This window comes from Thioclava sp. FR2 (genome assembly GCF_051200875.1).
In the GTDB taxonomy this organism is placed as follows: Bacteria; Pseudomonadota; Alphaproteobacteria; order Rhodobacterales; family Rhodobacteraceae; genus Pseudotabrizicola.
In genome coordinates, this window is record NZ_CP195191.1 from 3,750,233 (window position 1) to 3,768,868 (window position 18,636).

The following is an 18,636-nucleotide window of genomic DNA, read 5'->3' on the forward strand; positions in this document are numbered from 1 at the left end:
CTGAGTGTGGTTTCAGGCCTTCTTTCCGCAAAAAGATAAGGGGCAGGTCGGTGCGGCGGTATTTGGCATCAGTAAAAGAAGCGGGTTTGGGTCTGGCCTTGTCCTTGATCTTGTCTGCTTGCCAGCTTCCCCTCGCCAACGGCGACACCGTGGACGGAGGGGTAAACCCGATTACGGGGGGCGCAGTCGAAACCACCAGTCTCGATGCAGCGCCTGCGACAGATACGCCAGCAGACGTGGCCAAGCCGAAAAGTGACGACGGGGGCAACGAAAAACCAGCGGATATGCCAACACCAAAGCCGCGCCCGGTTGTAGACCCCGCAAAGACCAAGGATGCACCAGAGCCTGCGAAACTGGACCAGGCTCCAGCGCCGCCAGCTCCGACCCCGGCCGCAGCGGCACCTAAATCAGCCTCACAGCTTGCCTGTGAAAAGGCAAAAGGCGTTTGGACACTGGCAGGAAGCGGCAGCGCGGCCTTTTGCCAAAAGCCCACGCGAGATGGCGGGAAACTGTGTCGGGCTTCGACAGATTGCGAAGGTTATTGTCTTGCCCGGTCCCGCACATGCGCACCAATCACCCCGATGTTCGGATGCCAAGACATCCTGAACGAAGATGGCCGGATGTTGACACAATGCATAGATTAAGCGCCGCCGTCCTTTTCTTGGTGATGGGCGCCTGTATTCCGAAGACACCAGAGACAACAACTGATCGTTTTCGTGCGGCTTCCGCTCCGATGTGGTCAAGCGCCCAATTCAACCCAGGAAAATTGCCAGGACGATGGGGGCAATCCGCAACCTTTGCGTCGGCGCCTTCCCCCTGCAAACCCGGCGGCGCAGAGTTTTCAAACGTCGGCGGGGCAATCCATTTAGCTGCTCGCTTGTGCCTCGCGGGGCAGGACATGGCGATTTCTGGACCGGTCAAGATGGTCGGGCCTGGTCGGATGGAGATTGACGGACAGCTTTGGTGGGTAATCTGGGTCGATACTGACTATCGCACCTTGGCTATCGCCACGCCTTCTGGCGCCTATGGGTTCATATTGAACCGCGGCGGAAAGCTGCCCGCAGATCGTCTGGCAGCGGCGAAAGAGATCTTTGCTTTCAATGGCTATGACGTCGCAAAACTGATCTCGTACTAGCCAATCTGCGATCTAAGTGCCCGAAGATGTGCTGGCACGTCGCGCGCGCTCATCGCCGCTTCTCGCACAAGCCAATCAAAGTGGCGACCAAAGCTTTCCACCCGCCCCGTGTCTCTGAAGGCGAGGTAGTGACGGCCAAGGTACAGAACAGCGAGCATTGGTCCAAAGACCGTGATCGGCGCAGAGAAGACGCGCCGCGCATCAAAAAGGTAAAGCCGAAGAGAAGGATAAAGGCTTTCCGTCAGTTCGATCAGACGATCCATTTGTTCCAATCGGAGGCCAACCCCAAGCCCTGAGTAATAGCCGCTTCCTTGACAAAAGGCTTCAAGCTCATGCAGCGGAAGCGCTATTTCATAGTCGGATCGTGCGTTTCGCATCCAGGCCAACCTGTCTTCAAATGCTCCGATTGCCTGATCGGCGGTTCTGCCTAGCTGCGGCGCATATTCCCAATGCACCATGGACCGGGTCTTCAGCATGTCGGGCAGAGTGGCAGGAACATGGCGGATCTTGTAACCGGCCGCTTCGCGATGCCAATTGAAGATTGCCTCGTCGATCAGGGCACGGGGAGCCTCGGTCTCGGTCAATTGCGTGGCCAAGAGATCCGCCAAAGGTTCGGGTCGTTGAGACAGCCCCAAAAGCCAGTCGGCGGAAATTCCCAAGGCCATTGCGCAATCGGCAGCGAGTTGGGCATTTGGCAACCGCTTTTCACTCTGCAATAGCTGACTGATGGTCGAGCGATCCACATGAACCGACCGGGCTAACGCGCTCTGCGACATCCCGCGTTGCTCCATGGCTTCTGCCAGCCTTGTGCGAAATAGAATTGCGCGGTCGCGTTTGTCGATCATTTTCTACTCATGTTTATTAAACTAAACATTAGTGACTATATGTTGCTTATCCTTCGGGTTTTCCTTTCAAAATGCAAGTGATAGGCACAATGGCGTGAGGTCCGATCCGCCGAGATTCAAGTGACATACGCCAAGACTGAAAACGGACATCCCGCAGTAGAATGGCCAACGCTCGCCCTTCTTGGTGCGACTTATCTGATATGGGTCGTGGCGACGTCATACGGCTATGGGTATTCTCCGGTCTTGGCGACCCTTGTGACTGGTGTTGCCATCGCGCAGTTTTCATCGCTTCAGCATGAAGTCTTGCACGGACACCCATTCAGAAACCGCTTGCTGAATGAGATGCTGGTTTTCCCCGGCCTTACGTTGACAGTGCCATACGGAAGATTTCGTGACACGCATCTGGCGCATCACCACGATCCGAACCTGACAGACCCCTATGATGACCCTGAATCGAACTTTGTCGATCCCGTGGTCTGGGCGCGTCTGCCCAAGGTGTATCAGGCCATTTTACGGGCGAACAACACCTTGCTTGGCCGCGTGACGATCGGGCCTTTGCTTGGAAATATTCTCTGGCTGAAAAGTGAAGCTCGCCTACTGCTTTCCGGCAACATGCCCGTGATCCGCGATTGGCTTTTGCATTTGGCCGGCGTTTGTCTGGTTCTGATATGGCTATCTGCAGCAGGCATGTCTGTATGGGCCTATTTGATCGCGGCCTACATCGGGCACGGCTTGTTGAAAATCCGCACTTTTCTTGAACACCGCGCCCATGAAGCGGCAAGAGCAAGGACCGTTATTGTCGAAGATCATGGGCCGCTGTCGTGGCTTTTCCTCAACAACAATTTGCACTCGGTTCACCACTGCCATCCAAACATAGCTTGGTACCGGCTTCCGAAGGTCTATGAGGCGCAAAAAGCGCATTACCAAGCCAGAAATGCGGGATATGTCTATCGGTCCTACCCGCAGATCTTCAAATCCTATCTTCTGCGCACGAAAGATCCGGTCCCGCATCCGATGATGCCCGTGAACCGCAAAGAAGAAACCCAAGGCTGCTGCGATCTGCTCGACAAAGCGTCCTGATCAAGGTCAAACGAGTCTTCGGAACTGTGGCATATCACCAGAGTTGTCGAAGAACGGAACGCCTTCATCCTTTGCGCCAGCGAAATGTGCGGCCACTTCTGACAAGACCACTTCGGTGATGAACGGCAGATCAAGGGCTTTTGCCTCGGCAAGACCGATCCAGTGAAGATGACTCAGTTCATCTTCAGCCCGTGAGAAATCGTCCAGATCGCCCGTAACAAGCGAAGCATCTGCCAGAAAGAACCGGGCGTCAAAGCGGCGGCTGCGGCCCGGAGGCGTTATGGCCCGAAAAAAGAACGTCATTGCTGAGGAAACGTCTGTTCGTAAGCGCAACCCAGTCTCTTCCAACAATTCGCGAAGCGCGGCTCCGGCGATTGCGGCAGGAGAAGGAGCGTCGTCGGGACAAGACAGAGACAGGCGCCGAATGCAGGTCGTCCCAAGTGGCAAAGGATCGGCAGTATCACCTTTATCGACGGCGCCACCGGGAAATACGTATTTTGAAGGCATGAAGGCCGCATTTGCCCCGCGCTGCCCCATTAGAACCTGAACCTCGCCGGCGTGCTTGCGCCACAAGATTACCGTCGCGGCGGAACGCACGGGCGTATTGTCGGCCATGGTTCTTATTCGCCGGGCACTATTCGGCCAAAGCCGTGCATCCGTTTGGCCCATTGGATGGCTACCACCAAGCCTTTGAGGCGGGGAAGCAACCAGAGCGAAAGCGCCACGGTGCCGACCGAGAAGACCGTCGCCAGCACCAGCGGGTCTGGTCTGTAATGGGTGAAAACGTAAAGGATCAATGGCGCCATGATGTGACCCACGATCAGGATCGTCAGATAGGCTGGCCCATCATCAGCGCGATGGTGATGCAGTTCTTCGCCGCAGACGGGGCAGCTTTCCCGGACTTTCAGATAGCCGCGAAGCATTGGGCCAGCGCCGCAATTCGGGCATTTCCGACGCCATCCACGCAGGATCGCTGGTTTCACCGGGCGCTCATCAACCACGTCACCACCATGGAGTTCTGTCATGGTCATACCAATTCCTGTCAGTTCGGCTTCCAAGAGCCATCCAATACCAAGGTCTTGAGTGCCCCGCTCGGCACCTCAGATAGCGCAAACGCCGCTCATTTTGGAGAGCTCTTTCGGACGTTGTGCGCCTTTGTCGCAAGCGCCGAAAGATTAGCGACGGAAACCAAAACGTGGTGCGTAAGAGAAGCATAAGGGCCAGACAAGAACGGTCAGGCCAAAAACAGAAAAAGGAAGCAGAACATGACACGCACGATGAAACTGACGGCCTTGACCATGGCGACCTTGGCCTCTGCGCTGGTTGCAACCACTGCATTTGCCGACCGTGGCAACGGTATGGGCATGGGTGGACCTGGCATGGAGCGCGGAATGGGGATCCCGTTTGCTGAATTCAACTTCGCCGAGGTGGATGCGGATCAGGACGGCAAGATCACGGAAGCCGAACTGTCCGCTTGGCATGCGGCGCGCACCAAGGCGCTGGATGCGGATGGTGACGGTTTCATTTCTGCCGACGAATTGGCCGCAATGCAAATGCAGGGCATGGAGGCCCGTGTGAAAGAGCGCAGCGCACAGATGGTGACCCGTCTGGATGCGGATGGCGACGGCAAGCTTTCGGCTACTGAACTGGCATCGCGTCCTGTACCGACCGGCCTTGTCGACCGTCTGGACACGGACAACGACGGTGCGATCAGCCAAGCCGAGATCGACGCGGCCAAAGCAAAGATGGCCGAAGGCCCGAAGGGCTTTAAGAAGAAGCGTTTTGGTCATGGCGAAGGCCATGAAGGCGGCTTCGGACGCGGCAATAACTGATCCGGCATCAGACGAAGTCTCGCGCCGCCACTTGCGCGGCGCGGGGCTTTCAGTCGGGTTCGAATGACGCTAAGCCATTTGCAGGATGGAAATGCCCCGCGACACGCTTGCGCCTCTGTCAGACGACGCGCTTTTGGTTCTCTATGCAAATGGAGACCGTGATGCTGCGCGTGATTTGACAAATCGTCTTGCCCCACGCGTGATGGCCTATGCCATGCGGGTCTTGAATGACCGCTCGGAGGCCGAAGACGTTGCTCAGGAGGCGATGTTGCGACTGTGGCGCATCGCGCCTCAGTGGCGCCAGGGTGAAGCGCAGGTCACGACATGGCTGTTTCGTGTAGCAACGAACCTTGCGACCGATCGTCTAAGGAAGCGCATCCGGCGACGGGCCGCTACTTTGGATGACGCGCCAGAAGTTGCGGACGACCAGCCGGGCGCTGTCCAGTCTTTGATTGAAACGGATCGGATGGCAGCCCTGCATAACGCGCTCGCTCAACTTCCCGAGCGGCAACGTCAGGCGGTGATCCTGCGCCATATCGAAGGTCTGCCCAACCCGGAAATTGCAGAAATTCTGGGAGTTGGCGTTGAAGCGGTTGAAAGCCTGACGGCGCGGGGAAAACGGTCGTTGGCCGCGATCCTTGCCGGAAGGCGAGAAGAGCTTGGATACGAAGATGAAGCTTGACGTAAATGCAATCGGAGATGGGGAAAGGGGATTGAGATGACTGAACGCGATCCACTTGACGATCTTTTTGCCGAGGCCCGGCAAAATCCGCCCGTGCCATCGGAGGATTTTCTTGCGCGCGTACTGGCAGACGCAGAGTCTGAACAGCCGGTCGCCAGCATGGTGCGGCGGCCATCTGTCGTGTCGAAGGGCGGCTTCTGGAGCAGCCTTTTCGCAGCCTTGGGTGGCGCTGCTGCCGTCGCGGGCGTGAGTTCGGCTGCGATGGTCGGGCTGGTCGTGGGATATGTACAACCAGAGGCGCTGGTCAATTTGGCCAGCTCCTATGGGATATCTGAATCTGCCGGCGGAAGCTTTGACCTTTTGCCTGGCTATGAAAGCCTGCTTGCCGAGGAAACGACCCAATGAGCGACCAACAAACCCCTCCACCGGCAGATACGGCACCTGTGTCCGCACGGCGGGCCCCAACATGGATGAAACTGCTTCTTGCGGCTTCTCTGGCAATAAATCTTGGGATTGTCGGGGTGGTGACGGGCGCGGCGCTCAAATTCCATCGTGGTGGCGATATGGTCTCTGGCCCGCGTGACGTATCCTTTGGCCCCTATACCGAGGCATTGACCCGCGAACAGCGCAAGGGTTTGTTCAAGGATCTGTCTGGTCGTGATGCGGGATTGCGCGATCTTCGCAGAGAAATTGAGGCCGACATGAGTTTGGTGCTGGATTCTCTGCGCGCTTCTCCGTTTGACGCAGGGGCGTTCCGTGCCGCGTTGGAAAATCAAAGCAGCAGGCTTACCGCCCGCGTTGCAGAAGGTCGGAAAGGCCTTGTGGACGTGGTCACGATGATGTCGGATGCCGAAAGGGCGGAATTTGCGTCAAAACTTGAACGCAGGCTGAAAGAAAAGCGCCGTCGCGACTGACAACGGAAAATCGGCGGCACCTGAGTTTCCGGTTGTCACGCCACGTCGCGACGGGCAATTGTTACCATATTCCGGCCCGATGCCTTGGCGGTCAGAAGGGCCGCGTCGGCTTGGTCTATCAAGTCGCGCGCGATGATTTCGGCGTCGTGCGACGTTCTTGCGAGCGACGTTTCAAGGACCGCAAGGCCAAAGGAAGCCGTCACTTCGACACGTTCACCATTGGCGAGTTTAGTTGGGTTTTGGACCAATATTGACCTAAGCCGCTGTGCGATGACGTTCCCGGCATCGAGCCCGGTTTCTGGAAGGACGATCAGAAACTCCTCTCCTCCGAAGCGTGCAAGCAAATCTTGTTGTCTCAATCCCTGCTGCATTTTCTTTGCAACGTCGATCAGAACCTGATCGCCTGCAGCATGGCCATGAACATCATTGACACGCTTGAATCGATCCAGATCTGCCACAAGGATTGTCAGAGGCCGCGAAGTCTCTGACTGTGAAAAAACTAGGCTGGTCAACCGTGCCATCGCGTAGCGACGATTATAGAGCCCCGTTACAGGATCAATCATCGCAAGCCTCAACCCGTCTTGTAGATTGGCTCTGGTCCTGTCGACGTATCGCTTTCTTCGCAACGTGGCCCGCAATCTGACGGCGATTTCTTGAATGTCGCTGTTTGGGTCGATGATATCGTTTGCCCCTAAATCGAAGGCCATTCCTTCGACTCCGTCAAGCGCTCTCGTCCGGGACAAAAGGCAGATGGACGCGTGGCGCGTTGTGCCACGGCTCCTCAAATCGGAAAGCAGACGACGGATTGAAGCGGTTGGATTGGTATTTTCGCCGTCGATCAAATACAGGTCTGGTCCCGACTTATCAGGGTCAGCTTGAGAGAAAGCCTCATCCACTGTGACAATTTCAATATCTCCGCGCATCAGCGGGGAGAGGTGGCGGCGAAGGCGCATCCCTTCATCTTTGCGATGAGTTACAATCGCGATCCGAGAGGGCTGAGCGAACGGAGTAATGTCTTCGGCAAGTTCAAACTCTCTATCATTACCATCCTGCTTCAGGTCTCGAATGTCCTGATGGCCGCGCAACAGATTGCGGACCCGAGCCAAAAGGAATGCGTCAGTCGATGATTTCGTAAACACATCATCCGCTCCCGCATCCATTGCTTTCAGCCGATCATGCAGCTTATCCGATGACGTCATGGCGATAATGGGGGTCGTCGCGGTTGTGGGATCCTGACGAAAGGCCGCGCAAAGTTCTATACCAGACATATCTGGAAGTCGCAGGTCCATGAGGATCAGATCGGGCCGGTCGGTCCGTGCAAGACGCATTCCTTCTGACCCGGAGGAAGCGAGAAGAGGTTGGTAGCGAGCCGCACTCAGTTTGGCCTTGAGGACGATCCGGTTGGTCGCCACGTCATCTATGACGAGAATCTTGCCATCCATGACTACGAACCTGCAATTACGAGTTACCCTCAATCCATGCACAAATTTGGTTAAGGATTCCTTGCCAGATTCATAACACATCCATTCCCATTTCTCTAAAAACTGGGCTAGTTGGTCAAAACGGGAAAAGAAACGCATGTCTCGGCAAGAAACCGCTGAAATCGTGGCCTTACAGGCTTTCGCTTGGCTCGCCGCCAACGATGAACTTCTTCCGGTTTTCCTGGGGTCTACGGGCGCAAGTCTCGATGACTTGCCTAGGTCTGCGCGAAGCGTGGAGTTTCTCGCCTCAGTACTGGATTTTCTCCTGATGGATGATGAATGGATCATCGCCTGCTGCGATGCGCAGGAGCTGCCTTACGAGGCATTGAGAGACGCGCGAGCAGGGCTTCCGGGGGCAGAGCAACACCATTGGACCTGAATACAAGGTAAGTGTCAGGTATCGTCGAACAGGGAATGTGCAGGAGAATACAGTTGCGCGCTATTGATGGTCTTATCTTCGACAAGGACGGCACGCTTTTTGATTTTCGGAAAAGCTGGGGAGGCTGGGCCCGTGGTCTGTTGTCCAACATGGCTCGTGACATGTCTCATGCCGATGAAATGGCGCATGCCATCGGGTTCAATCTGAAGAGTGGCGATTTTACGCCGGATAGCCCGGTTATCGCGGCAACTGCTGCCGATATCGCTTTGTCACTTTCTCCTCATATTCCCGGTCGATCCGTTTCCGAGATCACTAGTCATATCAATGAAGCAGCTGCATTGGCGCATATGGAAGAGGCCGTCCCACTGCGTCCCTTGTTTACGAAGCTCAAAGCAAAAGGGCTGAAGATCGGTCTGGCGACGAACGACACCGAAGTCGCAGCGCGGGCGCACCTTGCGGCGCATGATGTCATTGATTTTTTCGATTTTATTTCTGGTTACGATACCGGCCATGGCGCTAAGCCGGGGCCGGGCATGTGTCAGGCTTTTGCGCGTACCACGCGCTTGTCCCCGTCGCGTTGTGCAATGGTTGGTGACAGCCTTCACGATTTGCATTCAGGCAAGGCCGCCGGAATGGTGACAATCGCTGTTCTGACTGGCATTGCAACCCGTGAAGATCTGGCCCCTGACGCGGATGTTGTCTTGGACAATATTGGCGCGTTGCCAGACTGGCTAGAGGGCGCATAGCGCAAAAACGACACATATGCGTCGCTAAATAGGTGCTCATGCCCTGATCCTTTCAGCCATCTTGGTTCCAAAGCACTGCCAATGGCAGGACAGGAGTAATGGCGATGAATGACGATCAGGGACGCAAACGTCGCGCTGGTGGGCGTGCGGGAATGAAAGCCCGGTCGGGGACGTCTGTCATCGACCAAATGCCGTGGCGCATTCCGGTCAATCCGGATCGACCGACGGAACCATTGGATGCAGATGGCGTTCAGCGCATCCACAACGGCGCCATGAAAATCCTCTCGGATATCGGGATCGAATTTTTGAATCCGGAAGCGGTCGAGATCCTTCGGAAAGCAGGTTGTATCGTTTCGGGCACGAATGTCCGTATGGATGAAGCCTTTGTCATGGAAATGGTGGGCAAAGCGCCCTCCAGTTTTACCTTGACCCCGCGCAACCCGGATCGGGAACTGATCATGGGTGGCAAGCATATGCTGTTCGTAAACGTCTCTTCCCCTCCGAATTCTTGGGACTTGGAGCGGGGAAAACGGTCAGGAGATTTCGAGAGCTTCAAAGAGTTCATGAAGCTGACGCAATACTTCAACTGCATTCATATCGCCGGCGGCTATCCGGTCGAACCGATCGACATTCATCCTTCCGTCCGCCATCTTGATTGCCTGTTCGAAAAACTTACCCTGACCGACAAGGTTTGCCACGCTTATTCGTTGGGCGCCGAGCGGGTTGAGGATGTCATGGAAATGGTCCGCATTGCAGGCGGGCTTAGCAATGACGAATTCGACGCCAAACCGCGGATGTACACGAATATCAACTCGGTCAGCCCGCTAAAGCATGACTTTCCCATGCTCGATGGCGCAATTCGCCTTGCGCGCCGTGGACAGCCGGTTGTCGTGACCCCATTCACCTTGGCCGGGGCGATGGCCCCTGTGACGATGGCTGGGGCGGTGGCGTTGTCGATTGCCGAGGCTTTGGCGGCCATTGTGCTGCTGCAATTCATCAACCCCGGTTGCCCGGTCGCTATCGGAACCTTCACCTCGAACGTTGATATGAAATCTGGTGCGCCAGCTTTTGGCACGCCGGAATACATGCGCGCGACCCAGATGACGGGGCAGTTGGTCCGTTTCTATGGGCTTCCGCTCCGTTCGTCGGGTGTTTGCGCGGCGAATATTCCGGATGGGCAAGCCATGTGGGAGACGTCAAACAGCCTTTGGGCGGCCGTGCAATCGGGGACCAACATGGTCTACCATGCGGCGGGTTGGCTGGAAGGTGGCTTGATCGCAAGTCCCGAGAAATTCGTGATGGACTGCGAAGTCCTGCAAATGATCCAGCGGTATTTCGAAGAGGCGACTTTTGCTTCTTCCGAAGACGACATAGCTCTGGATGCAATCCGCGAGGTCGGGCCGCAAGGTCATTACTTCGGCTGCCAACACACGCAAGAACGCTATCAAACGGCTTTCTACTCTCCCTTCGTCAGCGACTGGCGTAATTACGAAGCGTGGAACCTTGATGGCGCGGTTTGGACGCCAGAACGCGCGCATCGGATCTACAAGCAAATCATGGCCGAATTCGAAGCTCCGCCGATGAATGGGGATCATCTGGAAGAGCTCACCCGCTTTGTTGCGCGCCGCAAGCAAGAGGGCGGAGCACCGACGGACTTCTAATCGCACGCGGTTTTGGCCGGTCCGATATCGGCGTGCAAAGTTGCTGGCTCTTTTCTGGCCAAAGACTTAGCTTTGCTGGAAGAAATCGGTGACCCGTTTGGGTGAGAGAGGCACTATGACCCCGATGATGGCAAGTCGCGCGACGATGGCGGCGCTTGGATTGATGGCAGGCTTTGCCCTTTATGCCTTGGGTGAACTGAGCCAGTCCAACCTTCTCCCATATCGCCTGATGCTTGCTGTCATTGTCTTTATGGCAACATTCTTCGGGACCCTTTTGATCATGATCGGCCCTATCCGGCCCTTGCGGTCTTCCTTGGGGGCTGCCGGAATAGCGATCGTGGTGACCGTCCTTGTCGTTCTGGCGTCTCTAAGGTTTGAAACCGTCGAAGACGCCGTCAAACCGCACATCGTTCTCGCCGCGATGGTGCTGACAACGGTGCCAATGCCATTCTGGATCGCGCAAAGTCTGGGTAAATGGCGGGACTATCCCCTGCTCTTTGATGAGGCGTGGTCCATCGTCGTTCGCTATGCAATCGCCTGGACATTTACCGGGGTCGTCTGGGCGGTCATCTTTTTGTCGGATGCCTTGTTGCAAATCGTTGGCCTGACCGTGATCGGTGATCTGCTAGACCTTGGCCCGATCCCTTTCCTCATCACGGGCGGCGTGCTTGGGCTCGGTCTGGCCGTTGTTCAGGAATTGCAAGAATATATCAGCCCCTATCTGCTTTTGCGGATGCTGCGGCTGATCCTCCCTGTGGTGCTGGTCGTCACGGTCGTCTTCCTTGTTGCTTTGCCACTTCAAGGGTTTTCGGGCCTGTTCAACGGTTTATCCGTCGCACTGGTCATGTTGGCGATGGCCGGCGTGGGGGCGACACTGGTCACGACAGCGGTCGATCAAGATAATGTTCAGGCCAGTTCCAGCACGGTGCTGATCTGGGCCGCTCGCGCCATGTCCTTGGTCTTGCCCATCCTTGCCGGCGTCGGGGCATGGGCCGTCTTTCTTCGGGTCTGGCAGCGTGGCTGGACGCCAGATCGGGTGTTCGCGGCCGAGGTCTCAGTTTTGGGCATTGGATACGGCGTTCTCTATGCCATAGCCGTGCTCCGCGGGGCAGGGTGGATGGATCGCATCCGTCAATCCAACATCGTTATGGCCTTTGCCCTTATGGTTGTTTCGGCCTTGAGTTTGACGCCCCTTCTGAATGCCGAAGCGATTTCCTCGCGCAATCACCTTGCCCGGTTTGAGGCGGGGGTTCTTGCGCCCGAGGATGTTGACGCGCAGGCCTTGGAACGCTGGGGGTTGGCGGGGCAGGCCACCTTGGCGAAGCTCAAAGAAATATCTGTGCAACCGGGGCAAGAGGCTTTGGCCGACCGTCTGGCCAACCGATCTGCGCCTGTGGCCGCTCCGATCGAACTCTTGGCCGAGGCCCAGTCAGTTTTGGTGTTGCAGCCGGAAACCGCGACCGCCACGCGCGATGTGTTCCTTGCAGAATTTGATCAGTTCGGATTGGAAGCGCTTATTAATGCCTGCAACAGCGACCTTCCGGGTGGTGGGAGAGGGTGCGTGATGATCGTGGCCGATCTCTTGCCTGCATCGCCGGGTGAAGAAGCCGTTCTGGCGCTGTGGAATGACAGCGGCTTTGCGTCATTCGAAGGTCTTGTTCAGGGAAAGCGCCGCTATGAACCCATTATCCGTGGATCTTCTGGCGTTCTTCCTTTTGGGGATGACGCTGCACAGTTGATGCGAGAATGGCAAGCTGCCCCCCCCGCGATAGAACCGGCCCCGGTAAATCGTCTGCTCGGGTCAGGCATCACCGTTCTGGAGTAAGCGTTTAAGCGGATTGTTAACCGCTGCTCCCTAGCGTGTCGCCAAATGCTTTGGGTGTTAGACCCAAGGCTTGGGGATGTCGCTATGCTGGGTCTGGTTAATCATGCCTTGGAAGGCTTCCTGCGGGACACCTATGGGTCGTCTGCTTGGAAAGGGATCGTTCAACGCGCTGGCTTTGCTGCAGATCGGTTCGAGCCGCTCCTTCGCTATCCGCCGGAATTGACGAATATGATCCTTGAATCGGCCGATGCGCAGTTGGGACGTGCCCGCGACACAATACTTGAAGATCTGGGAACATGGCTTGTTTCCCGGCGATCGGGCGGGCGCCTACGCCGATTGCTCAGGTTCGGCGGGGTCACATTCGTGGATTTTCTTCACTCTCTAGAAGAGCTTCCAGATAGGGCATTGCTTGCAATGCCAGACTTTGTCGTTCCCGACCTGAACCTGACTGAACAAGGGGCTGGCCTCTTTTCCATGCGCTTTGACGATCCTTTTTCTGGCGCACAGCACGTTGTCGCGGGTGCGCTGAGGGCAATGGCGGATGACTATGGTGTGCTTGTTCTCATTGAATGCATTGAGGGTGGGATCCTCGTTCAGCTTCTGGACGCCGAGTTCGCCGAAGCCCGCCATTTCGATCTGGGGATGGTAGGAAATTGAACGATCAGGGACCAATCGCGATTTCCTCGGCGATAACGTTATCTCCGTCTTCACTGGACCGGTTGCTGCCGATGCATCTGCGCCTTTCGCCATCTGGTGCAATCGTTCAAGTCGGCCCAACGCTGAAGCGCGTTCTTGGCGACTGTCGGGGGCAGTCGTTCTTTCGACAGTTTCGCATCGTCCGGCCTGCGGGGGTAGGCCAGATGGCAGATCTTTTGGAAAAGGCGGGGGATCGCCTGTCTCTTCTTCCGCTACGGGTCCAATCCAGCCCGATGCGCGGGCATGCACTGCCAGACGAAGGTGGCGGGGTCCTTTTGAACCTCTCTTTCGGAATTGGCGTGGTCGATGCTGTCAAGACGCACGCTCTGACCATTTCGGATTTCGCTGTGACCGACCTGACAGTGGAAATGCTGTATCTGGTCGAAGCAAAGAATGCGGTCATGGATGAATTCCGGCGTCTGAGCCTTCGTCTGGAAGGAGCCAGAACAGAGGCTGAGGAACGTGCGCTGACGGATACGCTCACGGGTCTTCGCAATCGACGTGCCTTGGACAGTGCCTTGGCCAGAGCCTGTGAAAGCGGCATGGACTTTGCGGTGATGCAACTTGATTTGGACAAGTTCAAACAAGTGAACGACACCCTTGGCCATGCGGCTGGGGACCATATTTTGCGCCACGTTGCGTCGTCGTTGCGGGACGAAACGCGCAGTACAGATACGGTTGCGCGCGTAGGCGGGGATGAGTTCATTATTCTCTTGCCTGATCTGACAGACAAAGACCTGCTGCTCAAGCTGGCCCACCGCCTGATTGGCAGGGTGTCTCAACCGACAGCCTTTGAAGGTTCGGTTTGTCAGGTTGGGGCCAGTATCGGCGTGACGATCAATACAGATTTCTCGCGACCAAAAGCCGACGAGATTTTGCAGCAGGCAGACACGGCGCTTTACCAAGCAAAAAATGAAGGGCGCGGAATGGCCAAGCTCTTTGGTTTTCCTGCAAACAGCATTTAGCCGTAAGAGCGCCCCACCTATTCCGGCTGAAACCCACCAATCAATTGGCGAAGTCCTACGATAGCGCCGATGGCAATTGCCGCCAATGTTACAGGTCCAGACCAAGCCAACGTGGCAAAACCCGTGACGCCTTGCCCAACAGAACATCCCATCGCGATGACGCCGCCAACGCCCATCAGCGCCGCACCACCGACTTGTCTCCCCAATTCGCGCGGGTCTTCGCAGGCCTCCCAGCGGAACAAGCCACGAATCGTGGAACCCAGAAGCGCGCCCAAAAGAACCCCGACGACGGCACCCACGGAAAAGGTTATTCCGCCGGCTGTGGCCGTCATGAGAAAGATCAATGTCCTGCCGACCGGCGCCGTAAAGGATGGTCCCTCGACTCCAATCGCCCCAAGGCTTTGGTCGTCGACCCATGTGGTGCCCGCAAAGCACCACACAACAGCCAGCCCGGCCGCAACACCCCAGGCCAGCATATCGGGCCGTTGCCGCAAAGGCGCATAAGACAAAGCCCAGGCAAAGGCGCCAGCAGCGAACAAGACAATGATCGCGATCGCAGGGATGCCGGTGAGACCTGTCAGATCAGCAATGATCCCTTGTGGCTCGACCGCCGTAGGCTGGGGAAAGAGTGCCACCCGCAAGGGAGCCAAGGGGCCAGAGAGTGCGATAAACCCGAAAATCCCCATGACGACGACAACAACCAAAGAGCGCAGGTCGCCTCCACCAAAACGAACCAGCGCACCAAAGCCACAATTTCCGGCCATCGCCATGCCATAGCCGAAGATCAGACCGCCAACGATCGAGGCCAGCGGATTCCACATGATCGAGTGATAGAAAGTCGCGGAAAGATTGATCCAGCCTGCAAGCGCACCAAGCTGCGTTCCCAGAATGGCGACCCCAAGAACGATACCCCACAGCCGCAAACGCTTTTGGTCCTGACCATAAACAGCCGATTCCAGCGCGCCCAGGGTGCAGAAATCACCCAATCGCGCCGAAAGGCCCAGCACGATACCGCCCACGAGGCCAACCACCGCCGCCAATACGCCGTAGGGGATTCCGTCCATCGGTCATTTCCTCCCGTTTCCCCAAATCTGGGGTTCGTCTTTCGGTCTTATGCCGATTTGCAAAAGAGTTTGGACAATACGCCCAGAACTTCAATCACTTTCGGGTCAAGGATTGAATAGAAAATGGCCTGTCCTTCGCGCCGCGCGCTGACAAGACCTTCAAGCCGAAGCCGTGCGAGTTGCTGACTGACAACGGCCTGGCGCGCAGACAGCAGGTTTTCAAGCTCTGTCACACTCTTGGGGCCCGACAAGAGGTGGCAAAGGATGGTCAGGCGACCGTCATGGCCCAAGGCCTTTAGGAAATTTGCAGCGTCATTGGCCTGCGTCACAAGCTCATCCAGCCCCTCAGGAGGTGGAAGTTCTTCAGCGATTGTCACGCCATCGGCCAAGCGTCTGCTCCTGCATTTTCCGCCCAAATGTGATTTGACCAGATAAAGCCGTGTCAACAAGTCAAACCGCACGATGGGCGGCATTTCTGAAGCCAATTGTTGCTGTGGCGCTTAGTTTGTCGCGGCCTTCAGCATCCCGTCCAAAAGGGGCCAAAAGAAATCTTCCCCCGGATAACCTTCCAGTCTGCCCGTCTCGACGCCGTCCTTCACCAGAATAAAAGTTGGGGTGAACACCGGATGGCTGGCGATACTCAGCCCTTCTGGCAGCGGGTCACGCAGTTGCACCCTGCGGAGAGGGGCGGCTTTGCCTTCATCAGTCAGGCTGTATTCCGGTCCAACTTCCTCATTCCAGCGGGCGCAGTAAATACAACCGGTTTGTTCGAACATCAGAAGTTGCAGCTCCGCCAAGGCGGTCTGGGCGCTAAACAGCAAAGCTGCGAAGGCAAAGGCGATACGAGTCATGTTGACAGCGCCATTTATAGATAGAAATATGCTAATATAAATTTTGCATTCCGGCAAGTGTAATGGCTCCGGCTATATATCTGTGCGTTTGGGGGGATTATGCTGGAAATCAGCTTCGGTGGCGCGCTGGTTGCGGGCTTTCTCAGCTTCCTGTCACCCTGCATCCTGCCGATGGTTCCGTTCTATCTGTCCTATATGGCCGGTCTTTCGGTCAAGGAACTGCGCGGTGGCGGTACCATCGCAGCAGGCGCGCAAAAGCGACTCATCACACAGGCCATCGCCTTTGCCTTGGGGGTCACGACGATCTTTGTGCTTCTTGGAATGGGCGCGACCGCTCTTGGCCGTGTATTCCTGCAATGGCGCGAGCCTCTTTCTTGGCTGGCGGGTGGCGTGCTGATCCTTTTTGGGCTGCACTTCCTTGGCCTATTACGGATCGGTCTGTTCTACCGCGAAGCGCGGATCGAAACGGAAACCAAGCCCACGACTCTGGCAGGGGCCTATGTCATGGGACTGGCCTTTGGTTTTGGTTGGACGCCCTGTGTCGGCCCCGCGCTTGCTGCCATTCTGATGGTCGCCAGCGGCATGGGGGAAATATGGCGTGGCGGGCTACTCCTGCTGGTTTACGGACTTGGAATGACCATGCCCTTTGTTGCGGCGTCCCTTTTCGCCGGACCATTCCTCGATTGGGTGTCTCGTCATCGTGCCCTTATGGGACATGTCGAAAAGGCGATGGGCGTCATGCTGATTGTGTTCGGTCTGCTGATCGCCACCAATTCGGTCAACATCATAGCGGATTGGATGATCCGCAACTTTGATTGGTCTGCCACCCTGCAATGACATTGGGAGGATACAATGTTCCACTTTCGCACTGCGCTTTTCTCGCTTATCGCCGCCACTTGCCTTGCGCTGCCGATGGCAGCTGCGGAAATTGGGGATGATGGTCTGCACAAACCAACATGGCTGCGGGAAACCTTCAAAGACCTGCGCGAAGATCTGGCCGAGGCGAATGCCGAAGGAAAACGCCTCCTTCTGATCGTCGAGCAGCGCGGCTGCATCTATTGCACGAAAATGCATGAAGAGGTCTTTCCAGCCCCTGCAATCGACACGCTGATCCGCGACCATTACTTCGTGGTGCAAATCAATCTTTTCGGAGATGTCGAAGTGACCGACTTCGACGGGACTACGCTTCCGGAAAAGGATATGGCGGCACGCTGGGGCGTGATGTTTACGCCCACCATGATGTTCCTGCCGGAAGAGGTTGCCGAGGGAAAGACCGCAGCAGAATCGGCCGTTGCCCTGATGCCCGGAGCCTTTGGAAAAGGCACGACCGAGGCGCTTCTAACCTGGGTTCGCGACCATGGATATGACAGCGGAGAGCACTTTCAAAAGTTCCTCGCAAGCCGGGTAAATGCGAACAATTGAATGTAAGTCGCTGATTCATAGGCGCATATAGGAATATTCATGGAATTATATATTTCTATTGCGTATGATGGCATACCGAGGTTATCGTTTCCCAAAGGGAGTGATCAGGGAGGATCGCAATGACACGTCAGCTTTGGCTGGCCTCGGTTCTGGCAATGGCCGCCGTGACGCCAGCAATAAGTGAAACCGCACCAACGAGTGTGGTTTATGTAGAGGGGGCAGTTGCAGAGTCTCTGTCAGGCGCCCCCGGCGATCCGGCCTCCGGCGCCAAGATCATGACGACGAACGCCTTGGGCAATTGTGTGGCCTGCCACATGATCGGTGCCATGCCTGACGTCCCATTCCCGGGCGACATCGCGCCGCCTCTTGACGGGGTGGCAGACCGCTATGACGAAGGCCAGCTTCGGGGCATCGTTGCAAATGCAAAGATGACCTTCGACGGCACGTTCATGCCTGCCTTCTACAAGACCGAGGGCTTTATTCGTCCCGGCGCCGCCTACTCGGGCAAGGCCCCCGAAGGCGATCTGCCGCCGATTTTGAACGCTCAGCAAATCGAAGATGTGGTGGCCTATCTGCTCACGCTCAATGAGTGACCAGCCAGAGGAACCCTAAGGAGATGACCATGAAACTTTCCAGAAGAGACGCACTCTGGGCCGGCCTTGGCGGCATCGCTTCCGCGACCCTTGCCAACCCGCTCTTTGCTGCGACCGTTGAAGAACTGACTGCCGGCTTTACCGGTGGTGCTGCTCCCGGCGCCGAGGGGATCACCCTGACCGCCCCAGAAATCGCTGAAAACGGCAACACCGTTCCGGTGTCGGTCAGCGCACCAGGCGCCGTCGCCATCATGCTCTTGGCCGCAGGCAACCCCGAACCGGCCGTTTGCACCTTCACCTTCGGCCCGGCCGCAGGCAGCCAGAACGCCGCAACCCGGATCCGTCTGGCCAAGACCCAGGATGTGATCGCCTTGGCCAAAATGGCCGATGGTACGGTCCTTCAGGCTCAGGCGACCGTCAAGGTCACCATCGGCGGCTGCGGCGGCTGATCAACCGGTAATCAGG

The 18,636-nt window shown here is 56.7% G+C and carries 24 protein-coding genes; 17 read left to right on the forward strand and 7 right to left on the reverse strand.

The window, feature by feature from the left end; translation table 11 throughout:
• The first annotated feature begins 50 nt into the window (after positions 1-50).
• A complete protein-coding gene (locus ACSBLW_RS18140) occupies positions 51-644 on the forward strand; it encodes a hypothetical protein (RefSeq protein WP_435258003.1) in 594 nt (197 codons plus the stop codon).
• Positions 645-898: 254 nt separating this feature from the next.
• Positions 899-1,135, forward strand: coding sequence for a lipocalin family protein (locus tag ACSBLW_RS18145; RefSeq protein WP_435258004.1), 237 nt, complete (start codon positions 899-901; stop codon positions 1,133-1,135).
• Here the strand turns inward: ACSBLW_RS18145 and ACSBLW_RS18150 are convergent.
• Positions 1,132-1,980, reverse strand: coding sequence for a helix-turn-helix transcriptional regulator (locus tag ACSBLW_RS18150; protein WP_435258005.1), 849 nt, complete (start codon positions 1,978-1,980; stop codon positions 1,132-1,134). The genes ACSBLW_RS18145 and ACSBLW_RS18150 overlap by 4 nt on opposite strands.
• Before the next feature lie 120 nt (positions 1,981-2,100).
• On the opposite strand from ACSBLW_RS18150, the gene ACSBLW_RS18155 reads away from it, so the two are divergent.
• Positions 2,101-3,060, forward strand: coding sequence for a fatty acid desaturase (locus ACSBLW_RS18155; protein ID WP_435258006.1), 960 nt, complete (start codon positions 2,101-2,103; stop codon positions 3,058-3,060).
• A 6-nt stretch (positions 3,061-3,066) separates the two neighbouring features.
• On the opposite strand, the gene ACSBLW_RS18160 is transcribed toward ACSBLW_RS18155, so the two are convergent.
• Together ACSBLW_RS18160 and ACSBLW_RS18165 are read right to left on the reverse strand one after the other, a co-directional pair.
• The gene (locus ACSBLW_RS18160) at positions 3,067-3,675 is read right to left on the reverse strand and encodes an NUDIX hydrolase (protein WP_435258007.1); all 609 of its coding nucleotides are present in this window, start codon (positions 3,673-3,675) and stop codon (positions 3,067-3,069) included.
• Between the two features lie 5 nt (positions 3,676-3,680).
• Positions 3,681-4,091, reverse strand: a complete 411-nt coding sequence (locus ACSBLW_RS18165; RefSeq protein ID WP_435258008.1) for a DUF983 domain-containing protein — start codon at positions 4,089-4,091, stop codon at positions 3,681-3,683.
• Positions 4,092-4,325: 234 nt separating this feature from the next.
• Here ACSBLW_RS18165 and ACSBLW_RS18170 point away from each other — a divergent pair, with 234 nt between their 5' ends.
• From ACSBLW_RS18170 to ACSBLW_RS18185, 4 genes are all read left to right on the forward strand, one after another.
• Positions 4,326-4,892: an EF-hand domain-containing protein gene (locus ACSBLW_RS18170; RefSeq protein WP_435258009.1), complete on the forward strand. Its 567-nt coding sequence runs from the start codon at positions 4,326-4,328 to the stop codon at positions 4,890-4,892.
• Positions 4,893-4,977: 85 nt separating this feature from the next.
• Entirely contained in the window at positions 4,978-5,574 is a 597-nt protein-coding gene (locus tag ACSBLW_RS18175) for an RNA polymerase sigma factor (RefSeq protein WP_435258010.1), read from the forward strand.
• Positions 5,575-5,610: 36 nt separating this feature from the next.
• Positions 5,611-5,979 (forward strand): dihydroorotate dehydrogenase, encoded by a 369-nt coding sequence (locus tag ACSBLW_RS18180; protein ID WP_435258011.1) that lies wholly within the window; start codon positions 5,611-5,613, stop codon positions 5,977-5,979.
• Entirely contained in the window at positions 5,976-6,488 is a 513-nt protein-coding gene (locus ACSBLW_RS18185) for a periplasmic heavy metal sensor (RefSeq protein WP_435258012.1), read from the forward strand. The genes ACSBLW_RS18180 and ACSBLW_RS18185 overlap by 4 nt, the downstream gene beginning before the upstream one ends.
• A 35-nt stretch (positions 6,489-6,523) precedes the next feature.
• Here ACSBLW_RS18185 and ACSBLW_RS18190 read toward each other — a convergent pair whose 3' ends face one another.
• The gene (locus tag ACSBLW_RS18190; RefSeq protein WP_435258013.1) at positions 6,524-8,068 is read right to left on the reverse strand and encodes a diguanylate cyclase; all 1,545 of its coding nucleotides are present in this window, start codon (positions 8,066-8,068) and stop codon (positions 6,524-6,526) included.
• Here ACSBLW_RS18190 and ACSBLW_RS18195 point away from each other — a divergent pair.
• The 6 genes from ACSBLW_RS18195 (at position 8,067) to ACSBLW_RS18220 (ending at position 14,241) form a co-directional block, all read left to right on the forward strand.
• Positions 8,067-8,348 (forward strand): DUF3572 domain-containing protein, encoded by a 282-nt coding sequence (locus ACSBLW_RS18195; protein ID WP_435258014.1) that lies wholly within the window; start codon positions 8,067-8,069, stop codon positions 8,346-8,348. The genes ACSBLW_RS18190 and ACSBLW_RS18195 overlap by 2 nt on opposite strands.
• 53 nt (positions 8,349-8,401) lie before the next feature.
• Positions 8,402-9,094 carry an HAD family hydrolase gene (locus tag ACSBLW_RS18200; RefSeq protein ID WP_435258015.1) on the forward strand — a complete coding sequence of 231 codons (693 nt, stop codon included), beginning with the start codon at positions 8,402-8,404 and terminating at the stop codon, positions 9,092-9,094.
• Between the two features lie 104 nt (positions 9,095-9,198).
• Positions 9,199-10,755, forward strand: a complete 1,557-nt coding sequence (locus ACSBLW_RS18205) for a trimethylamine methyltransferase family protein (protein WP_435260154.1) — start codon at positions 9,199-9,201, stop codon at positions 10,753-10,755.
• 115 nt (positions 10,756-10,870) lie between these two features.
• Positions 10,871-12,580, forward strand: coding sequence for a DUF4153 domain-containing protein (locus ACSBLW_RS18210; RefSeq protein ID WP_435258016.1), 1,710 nt, complete (start codon positions 10,871-10,873; stop codon positions 12,578-12,580).
• 84 nt (positions 12,581-12,664) lie between these two features.
• Positions 12,665-13,237: a heme NO-binding domain-containing protein gene (locus ACSBLW_RS18215; protein ID WP_435258017.1), complete on the forward strand. Its 573-nt coding sequence runs from the start codon at positions 12,665-12,667 to the stop codon at positions 13,235-13,237.
• A gap of 203 nt (positions 13,238-13,440) precedes the next feature.
• Positions 13,441-14,241 (forward strand): diguanylate cyclase domain-containing protein, encoded by an 801-nt coding sequence (locus ACSBLW_RS18220; RefSeq protein WP_435258018.1) that lies wholly within the window; start codon positions 13,441-13,443, stop codon positions 14,239-14,241.
• 17 nt (positions 14,242-14,258) lie between these two features.
• Here the strand turns inward: ACSBLW_RS18220 and ACSBLW_RS18225 are convergent, their stop codons facing one another.
• From ACSBLW_RS18225 to ACSBLW_RS18235, 3 genes are all read right to left on the reverse strand, one after another.
• The gene (locus ACSBLW_RS18225) at positions 14,259-15,305 is read right to left on the reverse strand and encodes a YeeE/YedE family protein (RefSeq protein WP_435258019.1); all 1,047 of its coding nucleotides are present in this window, start codon (positions 15,303-15,305) and stop codon (positions 14,259-14,261) included.
• Positions 15,306-15,352: 47 nt separating this feature from the next.
• Positions 15,353-15,682 (reverse strand): ArsR/SmtB family transcription factor, encoded by a 330-nt coding sequence (locus ACSBLW_RS18230; protein WP_435260155.1) that lies wholly within the window; start codon positions 15,680-15,682, stop codon positions 15,353-15,355.
• Between the two features lie 123 nt (positions 15,683-15,805).
• Positions 15,806-16,156, reverse strand: a complete 351-nt coding sequence (locus tag ACSBLW_RS18235) for a thioredoxin family protein (protein WP_435258020.1) — start codon at positions 16,154-16,156, stop codon at positions 15,806-15,808.
• Between the two features lie 99 nt (positions 16,157-16,255).
• Here ACSBLW_RS18235 and ACSBLW_RS18240 point away from each other — a divergent pair, with 99 nt between their 5' ends.
• From ACSBLW_RS18240 to soxY, 4 genes are all read left to right on the forward strand, one after another.
• Positions 16,256-16,993: a cytochrome c biogenesis CcdA family protein gene (locus ACSBLW_RS18240; protein WP_435258021.1), complete on the forward strand. Its 738-nt coding sequence runs from the start codon at positions 16,256-16,258 to the stop codon at positions 16,991-16,993.
• Between the two features lie 15 nt (positions 16,994-17,008).
• Positions 17,009-17,578, forward strand: a complete 570-nt coding sequence (locus ACSBLW_RS18245; protein ID WP_435258022.1) for a thioredoxin family protein — start codon at positions 17,009-17,011, stop codon at positions 17,576-17,578.
• Between the two features lie 119 nt (positions 17,579-17,697).
• On the forward strand, positions 17,698-18,171 hold the full coding sequence (gene soxX / locus ACSBLW_RS18250) for a sulfur oxidation c-type cytochrome SoxX (protein WP_435258023.1): 474 nt from the start codon (positions 17,698-17,700) through the stop codon (positions 18,169-18,171).
• 29 nt (positions 18,172-18,200) lie between these two features.
• On the forward strand, positions 18,201-18,620 hold the full coding sequence (soxY, locus tag ACSBLW_RS18255) for a thiosulfate oxidation carrier protein SoxY (RefSeq protein ID WP_435258024.1): 420 nt from the start codon (positions 18,201-18,203) through the stop codon (positions 18,618-18,620).
• Positions 18,621-18,636 lie beyond the last annotated feature (16 nt).